16 protein-coding genes are annotated in these 14,666 nt (G+C 66.7%); 11 read left to right on the forward strand and 5 right to left on the reverse strand.

Annotated features, from left to right (window positions below; translation table 11 throughout):
* Positions 1-41 precede the first annotated feature (41 nt).
* Positions 42-881, reverse strand: a complete 840-nt coding sequence (locus tag HALRU_RS01755; protein ID WP_148680587.1) for an alpha/beta fold hydrolase — start codon at positions 879-881, stop codon at positions 42-44.
* Between the two features lie 163 nt (positions 882-1,044).
* A complete protein-coding gene (locus HALRU_RS01760) occupies positions 1,045-1,401 on the reverse strand; it encodes a hypothetical protein (protein ID WP_015299705.1) in 357 nt (118 codons plus the stop codon).
* Positions 1,402-1,566: 165 nt separating this feature from the next.
* Here HALRU_RS01760 and HALRU_RS01765 point away from each other — a divergent pair, with 165 nt between their 5' ends.
* Positions 1,567-1,749: a hypothetical protein gene (locus HALRU_RS01765; protein WP_015299706.1), complete on the forward strand. Its 183-nt coding sequence runs from the start codon at positions 1,567-1,569 to the stop codon at positions 1,747-1,749.
* A 186-nt stretch (positions 1,750-1,935) separates the two neighbouring features.
* Here the strand turns inward: HALRU_RS01765 and HALRU_RS01770 are convergent, their stop codons facing one another.
* Positions 1,936-2,142: a hypothetical protein gene (locus HALRU_RS01770; RefSeq protein WP_245547764.1), complete on the reverse strand. Its 207-nt coding sequence runs from the start codon at positions 2,140-2,142 to the stop codon at positions 1,936-1,938.
* 89 nt (positions 2,143-2,231) lie between these two features.
* Positions 2,232-3,020, reverse strand: a complete 789-nt coding sequence (locus tag HALRU_RS01775) for a CHRD domain-containing protein (RefSeq protein ID WP_015299708.1) — start codon at positions 3,018-3,020, stop codon at positions 2,232-2,234.
* A 558-nt stretch (positions 3,021-3,578) separates the two neighbouring features.
* Between HALRU_RS01775 and HALRU_RS01780 the strand changes: the two genes are divergently transcribed.
* From HALRU_RS01780 to HALRU_RS01800, 5 genes are all read left to right on the forward strand, one after another.
* Positions 3,579-4,898, forward strand: coding sequence for an ABC transporter substrate-binding protein (locus HALRU_RS01780; RefSeq protein WP_015299709.1), 1,320 nt, complete (start codon positions 3,579-3,581; stop codon positions 4,896-4,898).
* A 16-nt stretch (positions 4,899-4,914) separates the two neighbouring features.
* Entirely contained in the window at positions 4,915-5,799 is an 885-nt protein-coding gene (locus HALRU_RS01785; protein ID WP_015299710.1) for a branched-chain amino acid ABC transporter permease, read from the forward strand.
* Positions 5,796-6,845 (forward strand): branched-chain amino acid ABC transporter permease, encoded by a 1,050-nt coding sequence (locus HALRU_RS01790; RefSeq protein ID WP_015299711.1) that lies wholly within the window; start codon positions 5,796-5,798, stop codon positions 6,843-6,845. The genes HALRU_RS01785 and HALRU_RS01790 overlap by 4 nt, the downstream gene beginning before the upstream one ends.
* Positions 6,842-7,597, forward strand: coding sequence for an ABC transporter ATP-binding protein (locus tag HALRU_RS01795; protein ID WP_015299712.1), 756 nt, complete (start codon positions 6,842-6,844; stop codon positions 7,595-7,597). The genes HALRU_RS01790 and HALRU_RS01795 overlap by 4 nt, the downstream gene beginning before the upstream one ends.
* A 78-nt stretch (positions 7,598-7,675) precedes the next feature.
* Positions 7,676-8,380, forward strand: a complete 705-nt coding sequence (locus HALRU_RS01800) for an ABC transporter ATP-binding protein (RefSeq protein WP_015299713.1) — start codon at positions 7,676-7,678, stop codon at positions 8,378-8,380.
* An 11-nt stretch (positions 8,381-8,391) separates the two neighbouring features.
* Here HALRU_RS01800 and HALRU_RS01805 read toward each other — a convergent pair whose 3' ends face one another.
* Positions 8,392-9,414: an ornithine cyclodeaminase family protein gene (locus tag HALRU_RS01805; RefSeq protein WP_015299714.1), complete on the reverse strand. Its 1,023-nt coding sequence runs from the start codon at positions 9,412-9,414 to the stop codon at positions 8,392-8,394.
* Between the two features lie 200 nt (positions 9,415-9,614).
* On the opposite strand from HALRU_RS01805, the gene HALRU_RS01810 reads away from it, so the two are divergent.
* The 5 genes from HALRU_RS01810 to HALRU_RS01830 all read left to right on the forward strand — a co-directional run bounded on the left by HALRU_RS01810 (position 9,615) and on the right by HALRU_RS01830 (position 14,543).
* A complete protein-coding gene (locus tag HALRU_RS01810; RefSeq protein WP_148680394.1) occupies positions 9,615-10,766 on the forward strand; it encodes an NAD(P)/FAD-dependent oxidoreductase in 1,152 nt (383 codons plus the stop codon).
* A 56-nt stretch (positions 10,767-10,822) separates the two neighbouring features.
* Entirely contained in the window at positions 10,823-11,251 is a 429-nt protein-coding gene (locus HALRU_RS01815; protein WP_007699853.1) for a universal stress protein, read from the forward strand.
* Between the two features lie 123 nt (positions 11,252-11,374).
* Positions 11,375-11,569 carry an HVO_2922 family protein gene (locus HALRU_RS01820; RefSeq protein ID WP_007699850.1) on the forward strand — a complete coding sequence of 65 codons (195 nt, stop codon included), beginning with the start codon at positions 11,375-11,377 and terminating at the stop codon, positions 11,567-11,569.
* Between the two features lie 181 nt (positions 11,570-11,750).
* Positions 11,751-13,067 (forward strand): hypothetical protein, encoded by a 1,317-nt coding sequence (locus HALRU_RS01825; RefSeq protein WP_015299716.1) that lies wholly within the window; start codon positions 11,751-11,753, stop codon positions 13,065-13,067.
* 114 nt (positions 13,068-13,181) lie between these two features.
* Entirely contained in the window at positions 13,182-14,543 is a 1,362-nt protein-coding gene (locus HALRU_RS01830; RefSeq protein ID WP_015299717.1) for an NAD-dependent succinate-semialdehyde dehydrogenase, read from the forward strand.
* Positions 14,544-14,666: the final 123 nt, after the last annotated feature.

Consider the following 14,666-nt stretch of genomic DNA (forward strand, 5'->3'; position numbering starts at 1 on the left):
GCCTCGTTCGCTCTCCGCTCGACCGATGGCGTCGCTCCGCTTCACCCGCTTTCGGATACACGGCGGTCTGCGGTGAGCCACTCGAAGATACCGCGTTGCTGGTCGAGGAGGACACCGAGATGGTCGGTTTCGGATTCGACCACGTCGGCTCCGACCTCGTCAGCGAGGGTTCTGACGGGTTCGATCGCAGCGTTCGTATCTGCCGTCCCGTGCCACCAGCGGAGGGGGCCGTCGACGCCGTCCACGTCGAGTGACTCTCTCGCGAACCGGCGACACTCCCTGGCAACCGCGTTTGTTCCCTGACGGAGGGCTTCGTGGAAGTCAGCGCCGACGGCCTGAGTCACTGGCTCGGGAACCGCACGATCGGTGTACTGCGCGACGATGCGATCGGGGCCGCTGACCGAAGCGAGAGCGCTCGAGAGGCGAAAGAGTGCGCGGAGGCCGTAGGGAATCTTCGAGACCGTCGCGAGACCGTTCTCGGCAGGAGGAACGACTGTGCTGACGAGTGCGATCCGCGTCGTCCAGTCGGCGGCTGCCGCTGCGATCGCGAAGGGGCCGCCCCCCGAAAAGCCCATGTGGGCGGCGCGATCGATCGATTCCGCGCGTCGGACGGCATCGAGGTCGGCAGGCCAGTCGCTCCACGTCCATCCATCCGGCGGTGGTGACGAGCAACCGTACCCTGGCCGATCGGGGATGACCAGCCGACAACCTGCCGCCTTCGCGGAATCGGTAACGAGCGAACCGAACAACCGCGAGCCAGGGGTACCGTGGTGGACAATGACGGGCAGTCCGTCGGGATCTCCACTCGTGGTATAGGCGACCGTGCGGCCGTCGGAAAGTGTACACTCACCCGTCCGAGAGTCGGACGCGCTATCGGCCATCAGTTCGTCCGCGCCATGGGATGGGGCTGCGAGCACGATCGAGCCTTTCTCTCTGCCAGATAATTGGTTTGTGATTTGGATATTACTACCGTGGTGACAAACGCCCTCGTGCGCGACGTACGCTGCTCAGCATCAAGCGGCAGTGGTCCCCAGAAACTCGTCGTCAGTCCAGCCAGACGTCGTAGGTGTACTGCCCGCCGGAAAGCGAATCGGCGACCGGGATGTCGATCCCGATCTCGAAGGTGTTGGTTCGGTTCGCGCCGACCGTGATCGCCTTCTGTTCGGTGAACGTGTCCCCGCCTTCGAGGTCGACCTGTCCGACGAGCGTTCCCGATTTCGAATCTGAGGCACCGTTTTCGACCTGGGCGGTGAGCTCGATGTTGCCGAACGTGGTCGTCCGGGCGTTCATTCCGGTGACTTCTAGCCCACCGGTGACCTCGCTCACCGCGTCGGAGCAGCCCGCGAGCAGGGGGATCGTCGCGGCAGCGCCGGCGACTTTCGTAAATTCTCTCCGGTCCATGGCGCGTCCTCTAAAGCCCAATTATAAATCCCTTCTCAATTTATGCTGGCTGCGCCACCGCTCCAGTTGGGGGGACGCCATCGTCTCTGTCACCCACTCGCCCTCGCGGAGACCGCGGTGCCCGCGTGTCGACATCTTATTACTTCGTGTCTCGGTAGTCGCTGTATGGAACTCGTCGGACAAACGCTCCGTGACCGCCTCGTCCAGGCACTCGTCGTCTTCGCCGTGCTTCTCGTGCTCGGCTACGTCCGGAACGATATCGACTGGGTGTTCCTGGGCGGCACCACCGCGCTCTTCTTCGTGATCTCGCTCGGCCTCGACGCACTCTGGGCTCGATACAAGGAGTGAGCGGACGACGATGAGACGGCCGGCGAACGAACGATGGGTGAACGTGGCTAACTCCGAAGCTTCCACACTGTACACGCGCCGTCGAGGGCTGGGTTCGCCGACCACCCACATCTAGCCGCCGACGTGCGAGTAGGACCGATCCGGCACAGACACAGGGCACTGCATAGCCACGTCGTGACGACTCTCTCAGTCCACGATCCAGCGATATCCGTCCCGAAGGCCTACCCCGATACCGACCAGTATCGCGACGACGGCCCCCGCGGTGACGATCGGTTCCAGGCCAGCCATCGAGGGGAGCGGGGTATACGTGTCGAGGGCGAACCCGATCACTGCGATGGCCCAGAGGAAACACGCCGCGGCGAGTCCAAGGGAGAGCGAACGGCGAGTGTTCACGCCGCCTCCTTCCCGGCCGCGCCAGGTAGTCATTTCGACGTCGCCCGACCTTCCATGGTCGACCATATCTTGCTCTTCGAGCCGCGCCTTCAGCCGCCGTATCCGTCGTCACCACTGCTTTCGTTCCCGCTGGACTCGTTGCCGGCGTCGTCACCGACGCTCTCGTTGTCGGTCGCGTCGTCTCCCGAAGCGTCATCGTCCGTGACGTCATCACCCTGCTCGTCGTCCGTATCGGTATCGTCCTGCCCGGTATCGTCGTCCGTATCGTCATCGGTGACTGCGTCGGCCACGTCCGTGGCTGAGAGGAGCTGGCCCCTGATCTCGCCGGCAGGGTTGGCCTCCGTGTGGACGTTCACGTAGGTATCGCCGCTCGCGATCTGCGCGAAGAGCGCGTCCATGGTCTGGCCGTCGACCTCTTCCGTGAGGTGCTCCTCGGTGATCGTTCCGGTGGCGAGGATGCCGTCGAACCGGCCCTCCTCCAGCCCGGGCTCGGTGGCGTCGGGGCCGGGATAGAGCCAGACTGCGACCGGCCCATCCTCGCCCGCGGGGCCCAGGTGGATGTGGGCCTGCGTGACGTCTTCGATCGCGTGGACGAGCACGGCGTACTCGAGTTCGCTCCGCTCCTCGTTCGCGCTGACCACCGCGCCACCCGTCGCCTCGGTGTCGATCTCTTCGGTCTGTTGGGCGCCGGTTAGCGCGGCGATAGAGAGACCGGGATAGTCGCCGGTGTCGTCCTGCGCGGCGGTGGCGCCGGCCGACAGCCCCAGACTGGCTCCGAGTGCCGTCGCCGCCCCGGCTGCCAGGATGCCCCGCCGGTGTATCCCGCTTGATCCGTCTCGCTGCAATGGTGCCGTCTCCGCCGGTGTGTCGTTACTCATGGTTTCTGTCTGCAGTTTTCGATCGTTCTCGTTCGGTCTCGACTCGCGGTCGAGCCGGTCGGCGAGTCGCCGCGGGCACCCCTCGAGAACGAGGAGAACCCGACGAACACGATCACGGGCCGGTCAAAGAGGGCCGCGGACCGTTACACGGGAAACGGCGGACTGACAATGGGTCGCGATCGCGCCGTCCGTCGTCCAGGCATGGTCGGCACGGGAATACCGACGATTACGCCGCCGACACGGGTGATTACGGGACGTCAATAGCTCGCTACCGATCGGGCGCGCCGGATCGCCGTCTGGCGATCGCTTCGCGCCGCCGAGTGCGGTCACGGTACGTGACGGGCGCCGTCGTGCTCGCCATCGCCGCACACGTGTGAGTACAGCCGTTTTGCTGAAGTCGCCCCATCGAGAAGCGCGGTCGACTCCGCCGGGAACTCGTCACAAAATTATGTGTTCGATGGACAATTCCGGTTCATTGTTTATGTCTGTCTACTCTCTCCGATATATCTGGAATTGAACAGAAGTTTTATCGTATCCTGTTGACGACCTTTCGAGGAAATGTGTTGTGAGAGAATATCACGCAACGATGGTGTCAGTACTGACCGACGAGCGGTCCTTCGTGCGACCGGTGTCGCAGCCGCAGGTGCGGTCGGACTCGCCGGATGTCTCGGGACTGAGGGCGGCGACGGCTCGGGGGAGGTCGGGGATAGCGTTCTCGTCGGACAACCGGCGTCTCTGACGGGGACGTGGGACTACTTGCAGCCGGCCGCGTCGGCAGCGACGGACCTGGCGGTGCAGCAGATCAACGACGCGGGCGGCGCGCTGGACGTTACCTTCGAGGTCGAACGGCAGGACACCGCTGTCGAAACGCAACAGGCCCGCGAGGTCGTCAGTCAGTTCGTCAACAACGACGACGTCGTGGCGATCAACGGGCTGTTTTCGAGCGAACTCGAGCCCCTGTGGGACTTCCTCCAGGAGCAGGAGGTTCCGATCATCACGCCGTGGCCGGGGTCGACCTACCTCGATACGCGAGGCGGTGACAAGGGGACCGACGACGTGAGCGACGACGAATGGCTCTGGCGGACCGTCATCGGCGATACGGTTCACACCGCTGGCGCGGCCCAGGCCATGATCGAGGAGGCCGGCATCGAGCGGATGGGCATCCTCAGTGCGACGAGCGCCGGCGAGGAGGGGTGGACCAGGCAGTTCACCAACTGGTACGAACAACTCGGCGGCGAGATCGTCGAGGTCATCTCCGCGCAGGGCGGGCAGGCGTCCTACCAGAGCCAGCTCAACCAGCTCTTCGAGAGCGACTTCGACGCGTGGGCGCTTTCGTTCGGCCTCGAAGATGCGATCACGATCATCCAGAACTGGCAGGACGGCGGCTACGGCAGGCAGCTCCTCATGGAGGACGGCCTGCGCGATGGCGCGCTCATCGACGAGGTCGGTGCGGAGGCCGAAGGAGCCTGGATCGCCGCCGGCAGCTCGGAGGGCCCGAACTACGACCAGTTCCTGGAGGGCTTCCAGGAGGTAAGCGACGAGGAGCTCCACCCGTGGGGCGTCGCGGCGTACGACGCGACGAACGTCATCGCGCTCGCGGTCCACCACGCGGGCGGCGTCTCGCCCGAGGACGTCCAGCGGAGCATCGGCGCCGTCTCTCGCCCGGGCGGGACGACCGTCACGACGTTCGGCGAGGGAAAGGAGGCGCTCGACGCGGGCGAGGAGATCAACTACGAGGGGGCCGTGACGAACGTCGACTTCACCGACCACGGCAACGTCTGGGGGGACGTCGTCGTCGAGCGGATCACGCCCGGCGGCTTCGAGACGGAGTTTACGGTCGAAGCGGACCAGCTTCAGTCGCAGATCGACGAGTACTGACGAGTCTACCCAATCCATGGATATTCCACTCCTTCAGGAAGTTATCTTCGGCCTCGTCATCGGCTCGTACATCGCGCTCGGCGCGATCGGATTCACGCTGGTCTACGGGCTCGTGAACATGATCAACTTCGCCCACGGCGAATTCATCACGATCGGCGCGTTCGTTGGCTACCTGACGATCGTGGTCGCGGGCCTGCCCCTCCCGGTAGGGATCGTCGCCACCCTGGCGATCACCGCCGTCGTCGGCTGGGCCATCGCCCGCGTCACGTTCGAACCCATGAACGACGCCGGTGCTGTCCCGCTGCTTCTCATGTCGATCGGCCTCGGCTTCGTGCTGCGAAACGGCATGCGCGTGGTTGCAGGACCGGACCGACGGTCTGTCCGCCTGGACGTCACGACCTACCGGTTCGACGACTGGGGATTCTTCATTACGAGTCAGCAACTGCTCATCATCGGCCTCGCGCTCGTCGCCGTCGTCGCGCTGCACGTGTTTCTCAGCCGGACGATGCTCGGCATCGCGATGCGCGCGACGTCCGACAACGAGGATCTCGCGCTCGTCTCGGGGATCGACACGCGACGGATCCGGAACACGGTCTGGCTCGCTGCCTCCGCGCTCGCGGGGGTCGCCGGACTCATGCTTGCGATCTCGCAGGCGGCGAATCCCACGGTCGGCTACGGCCAGTTGTTACTGCTCATCACCGCCGCGATCCTCGGCGGCGCCGGGAGTCCGTACGGCGCCATCGTCGGTTCGTACCTGCTCGGCATCGGGATCACCGTCTCCGTAGCGGTGCTCCCGTCCAACCTGACCGAACTCAACGCGACGATGGCCTTCGTGGTCCTCATCGTCGTCCTGTTGATTCGCCCCGGCGGCATCGTCGACACGGAGGTGCGTGCGTCGTGAGCGCAGCGACCGACCGGCTCGCGGACCTGCCGATCGACGCGACGCAGGCAGGACTCGGACTGCTGGGGCTCGCCCTCGTCTTCCTCGCGAGCCCGCTGTTCTTCCAGCCGCCGCCGGGCGCCTTCGTCCTCCTCGAAGTCGGCGTCCTCTTCGTGCTCTACGCGATGATCCTCGTCGGGCTGAACCTCCAGTTCGGTCACACCGGACTGGTGAACTTCGGCCCCGTCGCGTTCTTCGCCGTCGGCGGCTACACCGCCGCGATCTTGACGGCAGACCAGCCCTACCAGGCCGTCGGACTCGGCCTCCCGTGGCCGATCGGTGTGGCCGGCGCCGTCCTCGCCGCAGCGGCACTGGGCGTACTGCTCGGGATCTCGACGCTCAGGCTACGCGGGGACTTCCTCGCCATCGTCACGCTCGCGGTCGCGGAGATCGTCCACGGCCTGATTATCTCGTTCCGGGACGTCACCGGCGGCTCGACCGGGCTCTTCAACGTTCCGCAGCCGGTCGCCGATGCCACCGGCGCGGGCGGCGGCGCCGACATCGTCTCGACGCTGCTCGTCTTTGGCGCGCTCGCACTGGTGTTCTACGGGCTCTTCCGCCGGCTGTCCGCGGCCCCGTACGGCCGGGTTCTCCGCGCGATTCGCGCCGACGAGCAGGTGACCGAGACCCTCGGCAAGCGCGTGTTCCGGTACAAGCTCGTGGTGTTCGTCTACGGTGCGGCGATCGCCGGCCTCGCCGGCGCGCTGTTGGTCTTGTACAACGGTTCCGCGTCGGCCACCTTCTTCACGATCGACGTCACGGTGATCGTCTGGGTCGGCATGCTCATCGGCGGTGCGGGCAACGACCGCGGCGTCATCGGCGGCCTCGCCATCATCATGGGCTTCCAGCTAGTCACGCGGTTCATGAACGACGCCGTCCCGTACGTCACGCAGGACCAGTTCGCGTCGATTCGATTGATGCTCATCGGCCTCTTGCTGATGGCCATCGTCAGATATCGCCCACAGGGCCTCTGGGGCGACGCCGACAGGCTGGGGGTGGATTCGTGACGCTCCTCACCGTCGACGGGGTTCGACGCACCTTCGGGAGCCTCGTCGCCGTCGACGACGTCTCGTTCGCGGTCGAACCCGGCGAGATCGTCGGCCTCATCGGGCCGAACGGCGCCGGGAAGACGACCACGTTCAACTGCATCTCGAGCGTCATCGGGACGGACGCGGGGACCGTCAGATTCGACGGGGCGGACGTCACTGGCCTTCCCCCGCACGCCCTGGCCCGGCGCGGCCTCGTCAGAACCTTCCAGCGGACGCGAGAGCTGGAGACGCTGACCGTCGAGGAGAACATGCTCCTGGCGGCGCCCGACCAGCCGGGCGAGCGGGCCTGGCACGCGGTCGGCCGAACCGACCGGAGCGAACGCCGCGAACAGGCGGCTCGCGAGCGTGCGATGGAACTCCTCTCCGTCTTCGAACTCGAGTCGATGGTCGACGAGTACGCCGCCACCCTGTCGGGCGGCCAGCGAAAGTTACTCGAACTCGCGCGGTCGTTGATGCTCGACCCGGCCATGCTCATGCTCGACGAGCCGTTTGCCGGCGTCAACCCGTCGTTGACGACCGAACTCGTGGCGCACATCGAGGCGCTCAACGCAGCGGGATTGACCCTGCTCGTCATCGAGCACGAACTGGAGACGCTGACCGAACTGGTCGACCGGCTGGTCGTCCTCGCGGACGGCCGCGTCCTCGCGGCCGGAACGCCGACTGAAATCATGAACAACGATGAGGTTATCGATGCATATCTGGGCGGGTGAATCGACCGACGAGGAGACGGTGAACGTGACGCGGCCAACGCGCTGGCTCGCCGACGGATCGAACCGGAGGGGTCGCCGATGAGCCTGCTCGACGTCGCCGACCTCGACGCGGGGTACGGCGACCTGCAGGTGTTACACGGAGTCGACCTCGCCGTCGGAGACGGCGAGTACGTCGCCATCGTCGGCCCGAACGGCGCGGGCAAGTCGACCGCCATGAAAGCCGTCGTCGGCTTAGCGACGCACATGGGCGGTGCGGTGCAGTTCGACGGCGAGTCGATCGCCGGACTGGCCCCGCAGTCCGTGATCGAACGCGGAATCGGCTACGTTCCACAGACGGAGAACGTCTTCCCCACGCTCACGGTCGAGGAGAACCTGCAGATCGGCGCCTATCGGCTCGGCGGCCTGCCCGACGACCGGCAGGCGGCCGTCCTCGATCAGTTCCCGATCCTCGCGGACCGCCTCGAGCAGCGCGCCGGCAACCTCTCGGGCGGCCAGCAGCAGGTGCTCGCGATGGCTCGCGCGTTGATCCCCGACCCACCGCTGCTGTTGCTCGACGAGCCGTCGGCCGGGCTGGCGCCGGACCTCGTCGACGAGATGTTCGATCACATCGACGCGATCAACGATCGCGGCGTGTCCGTCCTCATCGTCGAACAGAACGCGAAAACCGCGCTCGAACGCTGCGATCGCGGCTGCGTCCTCGCACAGGGCGAGAATCGCTACGTCGACGACGGGGCGGCGTTGCTCGACGATCCGGCTGTCAGACGGCAGTTCCTGGGCGGCTGATCGCCGCCGCCTCACAGGGAAAATGCGGTTCCGATTTCGCGGTCCGTCGCCCGCTGGTAGACGGTGATCGCCGTGGCGGCGTCTAGCACGGCCGAGCCGACGCTATCGACCACGACGGGGGTGTCGCGCGCATCGACGGTGGTTCGCCAATGCTCGGCCTGACCCTGCGCGTCCCCGTCCGATGCCCGCGCTTGCTCGTCCCTGGCCAACTCACCGAGCGGGACGAGATCGTCGGCGCCGAGTGTACTCTCGCGGATGTCACCGGTGTCGGCGACCTCGGTCGGGACGTCGGCGAAGACCGTCCCGGCAGCGTCGAGCACGGCGGGGGCGAGTTCCTGCATCTCGGGGGTGAACGCGCCGACGGCGACGACGAGCGCGCCGGGTGCGAGCGCGTCGGCGGGGAACACCGGCTCGGTCGCGGTCGTCGCGGTTACGACGACGTCGGCCCCGTCGACCGCTGCCGCGGCATCGTCGACCGCCCGGGCCGGGATCCCCTCGTCGGCCAGGTCCGCCGCGCAGGACAGTCGGGACTCGCTCGGCGAGTAGATCCGGACGTCGTCGAGCGCGGTGACCGTGTCGATTGCGCGGGTCTGCCAGCGCGCTTGCGCGCCAGCGCCGACGACCCCGAGCGTTCGCGCGCCCGGCGCAAGTTCGCGAACCGCGAACCCGCCGATGCAGCCCGTCCGGGCGTTCGTGACGGTCGTCCCGCCCACGAACGCCGTCGGGACGCCGGTTCTGGCGTCCGTGAGGACGATCTGCGCGTGGACCGTCGGCAGCCCGCGGTCGGCGTTACCCTCGTGGACGCCGACGAGCTTCGTCGCGTACAGGTCGTCGCCGTGGACGTACGCGGGCATCGCGATGGCCGTTCCAGTCGGATCGTCGCCCGCCAGACCGGTGCCGACCGGAAAGTGCGGACGATCGGGGCGCTCTACCTCCCCGGCGGCTTGCTTTCCCAGGGCGTCCCCGACGACGTCGACGAGGGTCGACAGATCGAGGCACGACTCGACCTCCGCTTCGGTGAGTACGAGTACCATGCACGACCCTCGCACCGTTTCACCATAGAGGTTGGTCCCAGCGGGCGGCTTGCACCCCGGACGTTCGCGTCCGCCCGGAGCGCCCCGTCGGTCCGATCACCGTCTGTCGGACCGCCGCCAGTCCGATCACCGCCTGACCGACCGGTCTGGGAACCGACATGCGCCTGAATCCTTACGGTCTCTGGGTGCAATTGGGTGGCATGGATGTCTGTATCGTGGGTGGCGGGATCGTTGGCCTCTCGGCGGCGCACTCTCTCGCCGAGCGTGGCGCGGCCGTGACCCTCTACGAGCAGGGTGCGCTCGGGACCGGCAGCACGGCCCGGGCTGCGGGTGGAATCCGATCGCAGTTCTCGACGCCGGTCAACGTCTCGCTCTCACTGGCCAGCAAGCAGGTGTGGAACGACTTCGAAGCCCGCTTCGGCGTCGACATCGAGTACCGAAAGCACGGGTACCTGTTTCTCGCCAGATCCGAGTCGACCGCCGCGGACTTCCGCGAGACCGTCCGGATGCAGCGGGAACTGGGTGCGGAAAGCGAATACGTAGAGCCGTCCGAGGCGACGACGTACTGTCCCGGACTGGACCCGGAGCCGTTCGTCGGCGCGACGTACAACCCCGACGACGGAATCGCGGATCCGAACCTCGCCGTGCAGGGGTACGCGACGGCGGCCCGCGAGGCCGGCGTCGAGATCCGCACGGGGACGACCGTCACGGACGTCCGCCGCGACGGCGACCGCGTGATCGGCGTCGAGATCGACGGAACCGAGCGCCGGGAGGTCGACTACGTGGTCAACGCCGCGGGCGCGTGGGCCGGTCGCCTCGCCGAGCTGGCCGGGGTGGACCTCCCGATCGCGCCGCGCCGGCGCCAGATCGCCGTCGTGGAGCCGACGATGCCGGTCCCCGAGACCGTCCCGCTGACGATCGACCTCGAGACGGGGTCGTACTTCCGGCCGGAGCGCGAGGGCATCGCCCTCGTCGGCGGCCACTTCGACGGCCCCGATCCGGACGCCGATCCCGACCGGTTCGACGAGGGGATGGACATCGAGTGGGCGGCCACCGCCGTCGAGCGCGCGGCCGACTACACCGAGTACTTCGGCCCGGAGACGCGCATCCGGCGGGGCTGGGCGGGGCTCTACGCCGTCACCCCGGACCACCACCCCATCGTCGAGGAGTCGCTCCCGGGCCTCGTGACAGCAGCCGGCTTTTCGGGCCACGGCTTTCAGCACGCGCCCGCTACGGGTCAACTCGTGGCCGAACTCGTCCTCGACGGCGAGGCGTCGCTCGTCGATATTGCCGCCCTCGACGGCGACCGCTTCGATCGCGGCGAATCGCTCGCGGAGCACCACGTCGCGTGACCGTGATCGGCTCTCCCCGCCCGTACTTCTATATCCTCGGCCCGTAACCCTCCGGTATGGTGTCGCGCATTCTCGTGCCGTACGACGCGAGCGGTCCGTCCGGGGCCGCGCTGCGATTCGCCTTCGAACACTTCCCGGACGCGTCGATCGAGGTCCTCCACGTCGTCGAACCGTTCGCCGATCACACCGACGCGGGGAGCGATCACGGCCGGCATCAGTGGCGCGAACGCGCGACCGAACTGGCAGCGGAACACTTCGACGAGGCGCGGGCGATCGCCGCCGAGTACGACGCCTCGATCGAGACGGACTGGCGGTACGGCCGGCCGGGCCACGAGGTCGTCGCCCACGCCACCGCCGGCGACTTCGACCACGTCGTGATGGGCAGTCACGGCCGCAGTGGCATCGAGCGACTCATGCTCGGGAGCGTCGCCGAGACGACGATCCGGCGGGCGGGCGTCCCGGTAACGGTCATCCCGGAGACCTAACCGGCCGACTCGGGTCGCGACCCACCACGGTCGGACTCCGTCGCCTCCTCGACAGTCGCCCCGATACGAGACCTGCGCTGGCGACCCAAGGCTATTAGTGACGACACCCTGCATCGGGAGGACATGAGCAACGGGGCAACGTTCGAGGTGTATCGCGACCGTGCGGACGAGTGGCGCTGGCGACTCGTCGCGAGAAACGGGCGGATCATCGCCGATAGCGGCGAGGGGTACACGTCGAAACAGGGAGCCGAGCGCGGCATCGAGAGCGTGAAACGGAGTGCGGCCGACGCAGCCGTCGAGTACCTCCCCGAGGACTGACCGCCCCGAATCTCACCCTGTATCGGCTGATATTGGCTTGGTGAGTACTACTCTGGCGACTTCTCGGGGATAGCCGGCAACTGTGGCGTTCGTGTGTCAGACCCGCTGCGGACGCTATCTGTGGCGACCGACCGCATATCTTGTGGATTATATATCGGGGGTGTCCAGTCACCACTGATCAATGTCACGCCGGTTGCGCCATCCGCTCGTCGCGGTCGCCGTTACGTTTCTGTTGACCGTTCCCTGGCTCGGAACGTTCTTCTCGTACGGCGGCTACGGCACCGTTCATCCCGGTGATAACATCGGACCGGGGATCGCCGTCCTCGTCGCTGGCGCGTCGATTCTGGGCGCGTCGTTCATGCTGGCGTGGGCCGCGGAGACGGCCGAGAAGGACGTCCCACGGGCGTTCGCCATCGCCGTTCTGGCCGTGCTGGCGGTCGCCCCGGAGTACGCGGTCGACGCACTCTACGCCTGGCAGGCCGGCGCCGGCGATAGGGAGGCGGCGAACCTCGCCGTCGCGAACATGACCGGCGCGAACCGGATCCTCATCGGTCTCGGCTGGTCCGGGATCGCCCTCTACAGCATATATCGCGCCAGGGGCGCGGCTGATCCCGCTGTCGAACACCGAGGTGGCTTTCTCACCGATGTCGTCACGCTAGACCGGGACCTCTCCCTCGAGATCGTCTTCTTGCTCGCGGCGACGGCGGTCGCCTTCTTCGTCCCGCTCGCCGGTGGCATCGGCATCGTCGACACGGTCGTCCTCGTCGGCCTCTACGTGACCTATCTCGTCGTGATCGTTCGCGGCGACGTCGAGGAATTGGAGGAACACGGCGGCGTCCCCGCGTACTTCCAGCGGTATCCGCAACTCGGCCGCGCTGCGGTCGTCCTCGGCGGCTTCGCCTTCTCCGGGGCGATCATCTTCACCGCGGTCCACCCGTTCGCGGAGGGGTTAGAGCAGGTCGGTGTCCAGAACGGCATCCCCGAGTTCTTCATGATCCAGTGGCTGGCGCCGCTGGCCTCCGAGAGCCCGGAGCTGATCGTCGTCGCCTATCTGGTGAACAAGGCGCGGACGACCGCGGGCTTCAACGCACTCATCTCGTCGAAGTTGAATCAGTGGACGCTTCTCATCGGGACGCTCGCCATCGTCTACTCCATCTCCGCGGGCGCGGTCGAGGCGCTCCCGTTCGACTCGAAACAGGCCGCTGAGATCTGGATCACGGCCGCCCAGAGCTTCTTCGCCATCGCGATCCTGACCAACTTCGAGATCAGTACCCGTGAGGCGGTCGGCCTGCTGGGCCTGTTCCTCTCACAGGTGCTCGTCGAGTTCCTCATCATCCAGACGTACGCCGAATCGACGGCCAACGACCTCAGTATGCTGGTCCTCTACGCCTACACGGCCGTCTACGTCGTCCTCGGGATTTCGCTCTTCGTCGCCCGACGTGAGAGCGTCGGGGCGTTGTTCGCCCGGTCGGCCCGGACGGTTCGCGACGCGATTTGAGGGCTTCGGTGGCCCGATCGATCACCGTACCCGGCACGTCGGCCCACCGAATCGACTCGTCGACGCGTTCTGTCGAGGGAACACTGATAGGCCTGTCCGTGCAACCACCGCGACATGGAGACGACAAACCCGGCGACGAACGAACGAATCGACACCTACGAGGCCGATTCGGCGGACGACGTCGATGCGGCGCTCGACCGTGCGACCGACGCGTACGCAGACTGGCGCGAGGTCCCGATGCGCGAACGCCAGGAACTGCTCGTCAACGCGGCAGCGATCCTTCGCGATCGCAAGCGAGAGTTTGCCGAACTGATGACCCGGGAGATGGGCAAACCGATCTCGCAGGCCGAGAGCGAGGTCGAGAAGTGTGCGTGGGGTTGTGAACACTACGCCGAGTACGCAGAAGCCTACCTCGCCGACGAGTACTACCCGAGCCCGCCGGGGACGACGGCCAAGACGCAGTACGATCCGATCGGCCCCGTGCTGGCGGTCATGCCGTGGAACTACCCCTTCTGGCAGGTGTTTCGCTTCGCCGCGCCCTCGCTCGCCGCGGGCAACGTCGGCCTGCTGAAACACGCCTCGAACGTCCCAGGCTGTGCGCTCGCGATCGAGGAGATCTTCCGCGAGGCGGGCTTCCCCGAGGGCGTCTTCCAGTCGCTGCTCATCCCGTCCGATCTGGTCGACGACATCGTCGAGGACGATCGCGTCCGCGCGGCGACGCTCACCGGAAGCGGCCCGGCGGGTCGTGCCGTGGCGTCGACCGCTGGTGACCAGTTGAAACCGACCGTCCTCGAACTTGGCGGGAGCGACCCGTTCATCGTCTTCGACGACGCCGACCTCGACGCGGCCGCCGAGACCGGCGCGCTGGCGCGAAACCTGAACGGCGGCCAGTCCTGTATCGCCGCCAAGCGCTTCATCGTCCACGAGTCCGTCGCCGAGGCGTTCACCGAGAAACTCGTCGACGAGGTCGAAGCGCTCACCGTCGGCGACCCGATGGACGAGGACACCGACGTGGGGCCACAGTCCAGCGAGGGGGCGATGGAACACCTCCACGAACAGGTCGAGGCGAGCGTCGAGGCTGGCGCGACCGTTCTCGCGGGTGGCGAACCGATGGATCGAGAGGGCGCGTACTACCCGCCGACGGTCCTGACCGATATCCCGGCCAACTGCCCGGCCGACAGCGAGGAACTCTTCGGGCCCGTCGCCTCGGTCTTCACGGTCGGGGACGAAGCCCAAGCCATCGAGAAGGCCAACGACACGCGCTTCGGGCTCGGCGCGTCCATCTGGACCGAAGACCGCGACCGTGGCGAGCGCGTTGCCGGCCGGATCGACGCCGGTTGTACCTTCATCAACCAGCTCACGAAGTCCGATCCGCGCGTCCCCTTCGGCGGTGTCAAGGACTCCGGCTACGGCCGTGAACTCTCGAAAGAAGGCATTCACGAGTTCGTCAACCGCAAGACCGTCTGGATCGAGTAACGACGCGGGGTCGCCGATTGCTACCCGACCACCACGCTGGAGGGGTTGCTAAATAGAGGGGTAAAATTTGTTAATGATGGCTAGATGGGGCCGGGTATATGGTAGCTACATTAATAAAAATCT

Origin of the sequence: Halovivax ruber XH-70 (assembly GCF_000328525.1) — an archaeon.
GTDB lineage: Archaea > Halobacteriota > Halobacteria > Halobacteriales > Natrialbaceae > Halovivax > Halovivax ruber.

Excerpts from the sequence above, each read along its gene's own strand:
- HALRU_RS01755 (WP_148680587.1), bottom strand. The coding sequence starts at position 881 with ATGGCCGATAGCGCGTCCGACTCTCGGACGGGTGAGTGTACACTTTCC.
- HALRU_RS01760 (WP_015299705.1), bottom strand. The coding sequence starts at position 1,401 with ATGGACCGGAGAGAATTTACGAAAGTCGCCGGCGCTGCCGCGACGATC.
- HALRU_RS01765 (WP_015299706.1), top strand. The coding sequence starts at position 1,567 with ATGGAACTCGTCGGACAAACGCTCCGTGACCGCCTCGTCCAGGCACTC.
- HALRU_RS01775 (WP_015299708.1), bottom strand. The coding sequence starts at position 3,020 with ATGAGTAACGACACACCGGCGGAGACGGCACCATTGCAGCGAGACGGA.
- HALRU_RS01780 (WP_015299709.1), top strand. The coding sequence starts at position 3,579 with ATGTGTTGTGAGAGAATATCACGCAACGATGGTGTCAGTACTGACCGA.
- HALRU_RS01785 (WP_015299710.1), top strand. The coding sequence starts at position 4,915 with ATGGATATTCCACTCCTTCAGGAAGTTATCTTCGGCCTCGTCATCGGC.
- HALRU_RS01800 (WP_015299713.1), top strand. The coding sequence starts at position 7,676 with ATGAGCCTGCTCGACGTCGCCGACCTCGACGCGGGGTACGGCGACCTG.
- HALRU_RS01805 (WP_015299714.1), bottom strand. The coding sequence starts at position 9,414 with ATGGTACTCGTACTCACCGAAGCGGAGGTCGAGTCGTGCCTCGATCTG.
- HALRU_RS01810 (WP_148680394.1), top strand. The coding sequence starts at position 9,615 with ATGGATGTCTGTATCGTGGGTGGCGGGATCGTTGGCCTCTCGGCGGCG.
- HALRU_RS01815 (WP_007699853.1), top strand. The coding sequence starts at position 10,823 with ATGGTGTCGCGCATTCTCGTGCCGTACGACGCGAGCGGTCCGTCCGGG.
- HALRU_RS01820 (WP_007699850.1), top strand. The coding sequence starts at position 11,375 with ATGAGCAACGGGGCAACGTTCGAGGTGTATCGCGACCGTGCGGACGAG.
- HALRU_RS01825 (WP_015299716.1), top strand. The coding sequence starts at position 11,751 with ATGTCACGCCGGTTGCGCCATCCGCTCGTCGCGGTCGCCGTTACGTTT.
- HALRU_RS01830 (WP_015299717.1), top strand. The coding sequence starts at position 13,182 with ATGGAGACGACAAACCCGGCGACGAACGAACGAATCGACACCTACGAG.